Annotated in this window: 4 protein-coding genes and 5 pseudogenes; 4 read left to right on the top strand and 5 right to left on the bottom strand. The window is 41.4% G+C overall.

Annotation, left to right across the window (positions count from 1 at the left end; genetic code table 11):
* Positions 1 to 534: 534 nt before the first annotated feature.
* Together AC1DCD_RS09685 and AC1DCD_RS09680 are read right to left on the bottom strand one after the other, a co-directional pair.
* Positions 535 to 884, bottom strand: a pseudogene (locus tag AC1DCD_RS09685) (plasmid mobilization protein); the annotation flags it as partial.
* 420 nt (positions 885 to 1,304) lie between these two features.
* Positions 1,305 to 1,599, bottom strand: a pseudogene (locus AC1DCD_RS09680) (IS1380 family transposase); the annotation flags it as partial.
* Positions 1,600 to 1,814: 215 nt separating this feature from the next.
* Between AC1DCD_RS09680 and AC1DCD_RS09675 the strand changes: the two are divergent.
* Positions 1,815 to 2,111: a hypothetical protein gene (locus AC1DCD_RS09675; protein WP_464641205.1), complete on the top strand. Its 297-nt coding sequence runs from the start codon at positions 1,815 to 1,817 to the stop codon at positions 2,109 to 2,111.
* 190 nt (positions 2,112 to 2,301) lie between these two features.
* On the opposite strand, the gene AC1DCD_RS09670 is transcribed toward AC1DCD_RS09675, so the two are convergent.
* The gene (locus AC1DCD_RS09670) at positions 2,302 to 2,532 is read right to left on the bottom strand and encodes a hypothetical protein (protein WP_231551726.1); all 231 of its coding nucleotides are present in this window, start codon (positions 2,530 to 2,532) and stop codon (positions 2,302 to 2,304) included.
* Positions 2,533 to 2,694: 162 nt separating this feature from the next.
* Between AC1DCD_RS09670 and AC1DCD_RS09665 the strand changes: the two are divergent.
* Positions 2,695 to 5,277, top strand: a pseudogene (locus AC1DCD_RS09665) (alpha-galactosidase); the annotation flags it as partial.
* A 108-nt stretch (positions 5,278 to 5,385) separates the two neighbouring features.
* Here AC1DCD_RS09665 and AC1DCD_RS09660 read toward each other — a convergent pair.
* Both AC1DCD_RS09660 and AC1DCD_RS09655 read right to left on the bottom strand, forming a co-directional pair.
* Positions 5,386 to 5,610 (bottom strand): annotated as a pseudogene (locus AC1DCD_RS09660) (IS982 family transposase); the annotation flags it as partial.
* Between the two features lie 148 nt (positions 5,611 to 5,758).
* Positions 5,759 to 6,812: pseudogene (locus AC1DCD_RS09655) on the bottom strand (IS5 family transposase).
* 322 nt (positions 6,813 to 7,134) lie between these two features.
* Between AC1DCD_RS09655 and AC1DCD_RS09650 the strand changes: the two are divergent.
* Together AC1DCD_RS09650 and AC1DCD_RS09645 are read left to right on the top strand one after the other, a co-directional pair.
* Positions 7,135 to 9,033 (top strand): 2-oxoacid:acceptor oxidoreductase subunit alpha, encoded by a 1,899-nt coding sequence (locus AC1DCD_RS09650; RefSeq protein WP_036855392.1) that lies wholly within the window; start codon positions 7,135 to 7,137, stop codon positions 9,031 to 9,033.
* Between the two features lie 12 nt (positions 9,034 to 9,045).
* Positions 9,046 to 10,053 carry a 2-oxoacid:ferredoxin oxidoreductase subunit beta gene (locus AC1DCD_RS09645; RefSeq protein ID WP_353586067.1) on the top strand — a complete coding sequence of 336 codons (1,008 nt, stop codon included), beginning with the start codon at positions 9,046 to 9,048 and terminating at the stop codon, positions 10,051 to 10,053.
* Positions 10,054 to 10,324: the final 271 nt, after the last annotated feature.

Genomic DNA, 10,324 nt, shown 5'->3' with positions numbered 1-10,324 from the left:
TTTCATACGCTTTAATTTTTATGGGCAAAGTTACCTGAATTAAAGCGTTCCTCACTTATGCAGAAAACTGCCGACCGCAGCAACAGCCACACGAGCGAAAATAATTCAGTTACTGAACATTACTTCATCGTTACCTATGACGAAATCGGGTAACGTTTTGGTAACTGAACTTCTGCCTAAATCTGCATATTCCTACTCTTTACGAACTGTGCAGTATTATGCAAATTACTCCGTTTCCTGCTCATTATCAGTCAGTTTACACCAACTTCGATTTTTCTTCCTTTTCAAGGATTAGTTGCAAAGCAAAAGATGATGTTTTAGAGGGTAAAAGGTGATGTTTTGCAAGGTAAGATAATTATTAAAATGTATCTAATTGAAAATAAATAAGTTACCTTGTTTATAAAACTAAACTGGTAAAGATTTGGAAACGAGGGAGCTACTCGGCTTCGCTGTTTTCTGCCTAACAAAGAACGCTTGTTATTCCGTTTGCAACGGATAATACTTTATTACCGAATAACAAGCGTTTTTGATGAAATATTCTTCTTTCTGCACTTTTCTAATGCGATTTTTGATAGGGTTATAATCCTCGTCCTTGAGCTTAATGAGGTTGGAAACCTGCCCATAGAATCTTCCTGTATGTTGGAGGATGGCAATGGCTTCCCTCTCGTTGTCGGTCATCTTGGGGACGGCTATTATCTCGCCGTTAAGGAGTATCTCACGGCAGTAGTCGGAGAACCCCTCCGCCCTATGCTTTCCGCTTTTGACTTGATACGCTGCTTCTCCTCTAAGGTGCATCTTACTTTGATGAACTCTGTCTTGTTCATCTTCTGTTCTTCCTTATCCTGTTGCTGCCATCGGGCAGCTTTTCCTTTGTATCTGTTCATATAAGTTTCCTTGAAAGTTTATCATTGTAGATGATTTATTACCTTAACTCCTAAATACTGACCGATGAGAACGGAGTGATTATGGTCTTATCTCCCCGATAGTCTAACGAGGGGAACAGGGCGCAGTTTGTGGGTACAAACTGACGTTTTGCTGGTGTCAGCTAACGAAACGTTTACGCGCAAAGCGTTTTGCTGCTTGAAAGGTGAATGCCGTGCTTTCTGACCCTGAAAGCATTCATGTCCCCCAACGAACAAACACACATTCTCTTAGCAGAAACTTTACTTTTTTATATTGTATTTAGAAATAAAAATACTAACTTTGCGACTATTAATAATCCCTTAAATTCAAGGGCTTATGATAAAGTATGTAATCCAAGCAAAGAAAAATCCGCTTAAAAAGAATGAAATGAAGTATTATGGGTCAGTAGTATAGAAATCGTAGGTCTTGCCCATATCTGATGTGTATGAAATGTTTTCTTGCGTCAACTCCTTTATCGCTCTGAGGATAGTATCAGAGCTACAAGTGCTAAGTGTCGGATGAAGTGAGAGGTGGTTCATCAAATGAGTAGTGCCATCCTGGGCTACATGAACCGCCACAGAAGTAGATACTCTTGAGAGAATAAATGATTTCGCTGTACTGATAGCCGAACGATCTACACCTTAGACCGATGGTTGAGTCGATTACAGATGATAATGTGGAGCCAAATTGCTCCATGATTGAAAATAATCCACCAAAAGGAGTGATCTCTCATATTTAATTTATATCTTCGCCATGTCTATCGTCGGATTCTCTTGTTTTTTTTGCAACACTAATATAAGAGAAAATTCTGACATAGCAAAATCCTAAGCAACTTTTTGTTGCTCAGGTACTTAAAAAGTTTAATTTATAATAGTGTTGCGGAATTAAGGAACCTAAATATTTTCATCTCTATGATTCAGAAAACATTATTATTATTTATCTTGATGGTCAACCTCGTCGCATTGCATTGTGGTGCTGAAGTGTTACAGCCGTCAACCACTTTGCCTAGTGATGGGTGTCCCGAACATCTTTACGTCATTACCAATGGCAACGGCTATAGCATGAATGTGCTAACTGCTCCTACACAGACGGATGCAAACTGCGGTTTGTTTGCCTTCTATGCCGTTGACGGAAAGACTGGAAGCTACTATATTTACAGCTTCGGCGCCAAGAAGTGGCTCACCTATACAGTTGGCGCCATCGTATGAAACAGGTACAGCGTTCCTTACGCTCAGCGATCAGAAAAACGAACAATGCTATTTTGTTACTTCGTCCGTCGGTAACGGTAGCTACGAAATTTCACCTGTCACGGCACAAGGAGACAAGGCTGCATTATACTTCAACTGGTTTGAGGGCATAGGTGCAAGCAACCCTTTGGACGGCAAGCTGTCCGTAGGACTATGGACCGATAGTGGCAATCGGGACAACGGAAGTAAGTGGAACATCAAAGAAATGGTACGCCATAGCTATACCGTCAAGGTAAGTGGAGCGGAAAAGATACAAATCAAGGGTGAGTACTATGCCTCTGGTAACGTCTACACCACCTTGCAACCACTGCAGCAAGCCGATATTGTCGCACCACGTCAAACAGGCAAGTTTGCCGTTATATCCATCAACGACGCATTGCATCGCATCACGGTAGCTTATGCCAATACTCCCGTGCAGCCTGCTGTTGTCACTTATGCCAATGCCGCGGTGTACCCTGCACAGCAAAACAACGTTGGAGTGGCTGTCACAACTAAGAAGAAAGGGGTGTACACCTTGAGCAACAATGTGTTGGCTGCCTCGTTCATGAAAGTAGACGGACAACTGTATTTTGCCGGATGCAAAGCCATGAGCCTGCAACCGGGCACCGAACTCTTTGTAGTAACTTTTGGTAATGGCATGCGTGTTCCTGCCTCAGCCATGAAATTAAGGAGCGTTGAACTCGTAGACTTGCCTGCCAACCCACAAGCGGTGGGTGGTGCGGAACATTATCCTGGTAAGGCATTGGTGGCAAAGTATGAATACAAGTTTGGTGATACCACCCTGCAAATGGTATGGAAAGCCGTACTAAGGGACGGTAGTCACTATCTACGAAGCGAAATAGAGATAACTGGCATGGGCGATGTAGATATGCACAGCGTGACACCTCTTTTATATATAGTAGATACAAAAGCCGCTGGTAGTGTGCCACAAGTAGTGGGAAACACCCGTGGTGCTGTGATTTTGAGCAATCAGTTGTTTGCAGGATTGGAGAATCCCGTAGGATACAACTCCGTGGGAAATGCAGTAGGAAGCGACCATGCGTACGAGTTGGTGAGCAACAAAGAGGAGAACTTGCAGGTGGCATCATGGTTGATGGTTGATGAGGCTCGTTTGCCCATGCGAGTAATTGAAGCTACTGGTGCAGCTTATCCGCAGGTTTGTGCCTATACCATGCACGACATTGTATTGAAGAAGAATCAAAAGGTGTCGGTAATGGTCAGCTATACAGGTGGATCGCACCGATTAAACTTGGGTGGGGCCGACTTGCTGGATGCTCACGGCGACGTTGCTGCCAGCGATTATCACAAGGGGTATACGGGTACTACCCAGAAAGATAATGCGTTTTCTTTTATTGCTCCTTACGATGGAGCATTTGACTTGCGTGTCTTTGCGGAGACAAAGACCGAGACGATAACGGCTACCAGCAAACTGACAGTAGCCATTTTCTCGCCCAAGGAAAACATCGTAGCGCAACAAAACTTGGTGCCAATACAGGGACTTTGGGGTAGAAACACTACCTTGAAAAATGGAGAAACGTGGAAAATATCAGGTGTTGTGGGATTAGTTGCGCAAGATGGGCAACAAGCCAATAATGACATAGATAAAACACAGAAACGCCGTTCGTTCCTTGCTTACTCCGAACGTGAGCGCGCTGTACCATGGCATTCAAACCCAGTTTACATCTCATGGTACGAACTGAACATTGATCGCAACAACGCTTTAGACCCCACAGGCAACATGAAAGCCAGTCAGGTGCTGAACATTCTTAATCAATGGAAAGAAAAACTCTACGACCGTTACGGTGTAGCTCCCAACAGTTTTGTGATTGATGATGGATGGGACAATTACGGCACGTGGACGTTTCATGCAGGCTTTCCCAACGAATTGCGCGACATTGCAGCCAAAGCAGCTACAATGGGTGCTGGCGTTGGCGCATGGTTAGGACCCGTTGGTGGGTATGGACAAAGCGGAGAATATCGCAGAAACTATTGGAAAGACAAAGGGGGCATGATGCTTTCAAACCCTGCTTACTACAAAGTATTCTTGGATGCGGCTACCAATCTCACTAAACATAACGGAAACTTCAACTTCTTTAAGTTCGATGGCATCTCCGCACAGTTCTCTGCAACAGGTCCAGACAAGGGCGATATAGGCAACGAAAATGCTGAAGGTATTATTCGCTTGGAGCGTTATGTGCGTGAAAACCTCAAGCGCGATATCTTTTTCAACACTACGGTAGGTACCTGGGCCAGTCCTTTTTGGTATCATTTTACGGATGCTACTTGGCGACAGGAGGGCGATTATGGAACCATTGGTAATAATGCCATTGACCGAGAAAACTGGATTACTTATCGAGACAGACTGGTGTACCAAAACTATGTGGCGAGTTCACCGCTGTGTCCTATCAATACCTTGATGACTCATGGGTTCATTCTCACCCGCTTTGGACAGGTGAGCAAGAATATGGACTATGAGGCATGCAGACGTGAATTGCGTTGCGCCTTTGCCTGTGGTTCGGGTATGGTGGAACTATACAACGACTATGCCTTGATGAACAACATCGCTGACGGCAAACTGTGGAGCGACTTGGCAGAGTGCATACAATGGCAGAAACGAAATGCCGATGTCTTACCTGATATACATTGGGTTGGTGGTAATCCTTGGAATGGCGTCAAAACAGCGGTTTATGGTTGGGCTGCATGGAATGGAACAAAGTCGGTGTTAACGCTTCGCAATGGTGGAAATGATGAGCAAACATACCAGTTTACACTTCATGAGGCACTTAATATTCCTGCCAACGTGAATGGAAGTGTAGTGTTGCATAAATCATTTGGAGAACAAGCTGCTTTGGTTGGGCTGAAAGAAGGTATACCCATTGATATAGACCGCTCACTTATCGTAAAACTACCAGGCAGCAGCGTGTATAGTTTCGAAGGCTTGGATGCATCGGTGTCTGCCGTAAATGCGACATCCATCGCCCTTGTCGCTGAGCGTGATGATAGGCAGGTGGAAGAAGGCAAGACCTTTGTGCTGCGAACCGATGTGTTGCCTACCGATGCTACTTATCCCACCTGTGCGTGGACATCGAGTAACATAGAGACGGCAACCGTGTACAACGGTTGTGTAAAAGGACTGAAGCCAGGAAAGGTAATGATAAAAGCGACGGCATTGGACGGCTCGGGCGTGGAGACAGAAATCGAGATAGAAGTAGTGAAGGCTACCCCGTTGGCGGAATTAATTTATTGCATACTTAATTCTGCCAATGGGCTTGTTGTTAATGAGGTTTACGTATTGCAGGATGGTGATCGCACTAATTTTGCCAATGATTCTGGCAAACAAACCATTCGTTATTTTCGCATAATTTCTGATGACCAAGAATTGGTCTGTAAGTTGTGAGAATAGTGTTTCAATCCTTTTTCTTGCCTTTGCAAACGGAATAAATGTCGGTTTCCAATCCTTTTAGTTGTGCCGATATGGGCATACCGAGACCTCTGCAAAACCTTCTCTTCCTATCATAAATTCACTTATAACCACATTAAATCTAAAAATAAAGCCTATCTAAGGAGCAAAAGGGTTTATATACCCCCTATTAATATATATTTCTCTCTTATTTGAGAGAATTGGACACAATAATCCCAGGAGTTCGATAAAGATTGTATGCAACAGCCTCCATAATATGTTGTGCATGTGTCTTTGTCAAACCCGCATATCTTGCCACTCCTGCATGAAACCATCTATGCATAGAACCAAAAGTACGCTCAACTCTATATCTAATCTTACTTATGCTAGCATTGATACGTTGCTCCCTTTCTGTAATCTTCTTGCCCTAACTCCTCTGTATATGATTCTGCTCTTGAGCTTCATCCGAGTAAGTATTTCCTTGTTCTCTGAAGAGTTATAGCCTTTATCGGCATAGACAGGTGTTCTAACAGGAAGACTGGCTTTCTGTAAAGGAGTTTCAAAATGTTTGATGTCACTTTCATTGGCGGCAGTTGTTTCCTCTGCCAGAATCAAACCATTCTCGTCAATCACAGTATGTCGCTTATAACCTAAGTGAAGTTTGCTCATCTTCTTAATCCATCTTGCATCTCCATCAACGTTTGGCTTAACAACTTCCTTGACTATTGCTTTTTCTGAACTATCACGACCGTCTGCTTCATTACGGTCTTCCACTACTTCATACTACTTGAGTCCACGCGGACAGCGTGGAGTATCGGTAATGCTCGCATCGATAATAGCACCACACTTAACGATGACACTTTTAGACTCAAGTTGCCGATTGATTTCATTGAGAACCATATCATAAAGTTCTGCTTCAACCAAGGTGTTGCGAAAGCGGCAAACTGTAGTACTGTCGGGAGCAGTATCTTCTAAACCCAAGCCAACAAAACGACTGAAAGAAAGACGATCGTTTACTTGTTCCTCTACTTCACCATCACTAAAACAATACCATGTACAAAGAAGTTCTATCTTGAATAAAATCAAGCTGTCATAACTTGGACGACCTGTTGATTTATAACCTTTGGCATAAGCGATTTCTATGATACCACGGATGGTGTACAATCGATTAATTTATCTATTTTGGAAAAAAAGGTCTGCTTGACCTTACGCCGACCGAGGACGACATCGGCAAAACTGGGAGGAGAAAGAATTTGTTTCATACCATAAAGGTACAAAAATATGATGAAATGAGCAAATCTTAGGATAAGAGTTTTGCATAGGTCTCAAATAAGGAAAAATAATAATAAAAACAAGTGTAAATATGGTTTGTAAAACAAAATAACACTTAAAATGTTATATATATAACATTAACGCATATTACCTACCTGTATATTTAGACCATATCTAATCAGTAAAAACCCAAAAAGGTTATAAATAAAATTTCTATTTTTGCTTTTCTTTACCAAAGATTTGGCAGAATAAGAAATAATTTGCAATTTTGTCTACAATAATAACATAAACTTATCTATAACTACACTAATTATGGACTCACAAATCGAAGTAAAAGACTTAGATCACGTTGTAGTACATTTCTCGGGCGATTCTGGTGATGGTATGCAACTGGCAGGTAACATTTTCTCAACAGTATCCGCTACAGTAGGTAACGGCATTTCTACTTTTCCTGACTATCCTGCCGACATTCGTGCCCCACAAGGATCCTTAACGGGTGTTAGTGGTTTCCAAGTACATATAGGTGCTGGTAAGGTGTATACCCCTGGCGATAAGTGCGATGTATTAGTTGCCATGAATGCTGCTGCGCTAAAAATGCAATATCATCACTGTAAGCCACAAAGTATTATAATCATTGACACTGATGGGTTTAACTCACGTGATCTAAAAAAAGCCGAATTTTCTTCAGAAGATTATCTACAAGAAATGGGTATTGACCCTGATTTTGTTATAGCCTGTCCTATTGCTGCTATGGTAAAAGACTGTCTTTCTACATCAGGTATGGACAACAAATCTGTATTAAAATGTCGCAACATGTTTGCTTTAGGATTAGTATGTTGGCTTTTTAATAGAGATATAGAGCTGGTAAACAACTATCTAAACAAAAAATTTGCAAAGAAGCCGCATTTGGCAGAGGCTAATATAAAGGTAGTACAAGCAGGTTACGACTATGGAGCAAACACTCATTCGTCAGTGCCTAATACTTACCGTGTGGAAACTACCGATAAAACTCCTGGCAGATATATGGATATTACAGGCAACAAAGCTACAGCTTATGGCTTAATAGCAGCTGCAGAGAAAGCTGGTTTACGTCTTTTCTTAGGCTCATACCCTATTACTCCTGCTACTGACATTCTTCACGAATTAGCTAAACACAAATCGCTTGGAGTTACTACAGTGCAGTGCGAGGACGAGATAGCAGGCTGTGCCAGTGCTATAGGTGCAGCATTTGCAGGGGCTTTAGCAGCCACTTCTACTTCAGGTCCTGGTATATGTCTAAAGAGTGAAGCAATGAACTTAGCTGTAATTGATGAGCTTCCACTGGTCATTATAGACGTTCAGCGTGGTGGTCCATCTACAGGAATGCCTACAAAAAGTGAGCAAACCGACCTATTGCAAGTGCTTTATGGCAGAAACGGAGAAAGCCCAATGCCTGTAATTGCTGCTACAAGTCCGACCGACTGTTTCGATGCTGCTTTCCATGCATGTAAAATAGCTTTGGAACATATGACTCCAGTGGTGCTTCTTACTGATGCTTTTATAGCCAATGGCTCTTCAGCATGGAAATTACCTAATATAGATGATTTGCCTGATATCAACCCTCACTTTGCTACAGAAGATATGAAGTATAAATATACACCCTACAAACGCGATAAAGAAAATCTTGCACGTTATTGGGCAATACCCGGTAAAGAGGGTTATACTCATATATTAGGTGGTTTAGAGAAAGATGGCGAGACAGGAGCTATATCCACCGACCCAGAAAATCACGATAAAATGGATCATCTACGATGGGAAAAGGTAGCACGTATAAAAGTTCCTGACCTTGAGGTATTAGGCGATAAAAACGACGCCGAGCTTCTAATTGTTGGTTTTGGTAGCACATATGGACATCTCTATGCTACTATGAACGAGCTAAGAAAAAAAGGATATAAAGTAGCTTTAGCACAATTTAAATATATCAACCCACTACCTAAGAACACACCTGAGGTTCTTGCTAAATATAATAAGGTAGTAGTAGCTGAACAAAATTTAGGTCAGCTTGCAGCTTTATTAAGAATAAGAATTAACAATTTTGCTCCTTACCAATATAATAAAGTAAAGGGACAACCTTTCGTGGTAAGTGAACTTGTCAAACAATTTGAAAATTTAATCAAAGAGTCTTTACCAAAAGAAAACAAGGGAACGTTCTACGACAAAATCTTACAATAAAAACTTAACATTATGAATACATATACAGCACAAGATTATAAAAAGGGACTTCCAAGATGGTGCCCCGGTTGTGGGGATCATTTCTTCTTATCGAGCTTACAAAAAGCCATGGCTGAAATAGGAATACCGCCTTACGAAACAGCAGTAATATCAGGTATAGGCTGTTCTAGTCGTCTACCTTATTATGTTAACACTTATGCCATGCAAACTATTCATGGTCGTGCAGCAGCAATAGCAACAGGTGCTAAAGTTACTAATCCCAAACTTACTATTTGGCAAATATCTGGCGATGGCGATGCTCTTGCCATAGGTGGCAATCATTTCATTCATGCTATGCGTCGCAATATCGACCTAAACATGATACTACTAAATAATCGTATCTATGGACTTACCAAAGGTCAGTATTCCCCTACCAGTCCTCGCGGATTTATATCTAAGTCTACCCCTTTTGGTACAACAGAAGATCCTTTCCGTCCTGCAGAACTTTGTTTTGGCGCACGTGGCAATTTCTTTGCACGTAGTGTTGCAACGGACAATGCTGAAACGATAAGCATACTTCAAGCAGCTCAAAAACATAAAGGTGCTGCAGTATGTGAAATATTACAGAACTGTGTAATTTTTAATAATGGTTGCCACGACATTGTATACACATCAAAGAGCAGATCGGAAAACGCTATTTATGTAAGACATGGCGAGCCATTAGTATTTGGTAAAGACAAAGAGTATGGCTTGGTGCAACAAGGCTTTGGGCTAAAAGTTGTAAAGATAGGAGAAGACGGCTACACTCTGAATGATATTTTGGTACACGACGCCCATTGTCAAGATAACACATTGCAGCTAAAATTAGCTTTAATGAGTAACGAAAATGGTTTCCCAATAGCTTTAGGCGTGATCCGTGATGTTGAAGCACCTAATTACGATACTGCCGTTAATGAACAAATAGAGGAAATTAAAGCTAAAAAACCATATCATAACTTTATGGAGATGCTCGAAACAAATGATATTTGGGAGGTAAAATAACAAATTATCTTTGCATATCATACATATTAAATAAAAATAACCAACAAGATTTTAGTGCAATAAAAACATAAAGCAAACAAATTAACAGCTTCAAATGTTTCACTCAAAAACGAAGTACATAAAAACTAAAATCTCTTGTTATAAATATTGAAATATAAAACAAAAGCTATAGATGTTTATATAGCATTGTGTTTATAATCGAGTAGGAGGTAAACCCTAATCATAGGTGTTTATTTCCTACTTTCGTGTTCACCGACCTCTCACACCACCG

Source organism: Prevotella sp. C0209C1 (assembly GCF_056583855.1).
The sequence above is the reverse complement of the archived record's forward strand: the minus strand, read 5'-3'. Positions and strand labels throughout refer to the sequence as shown.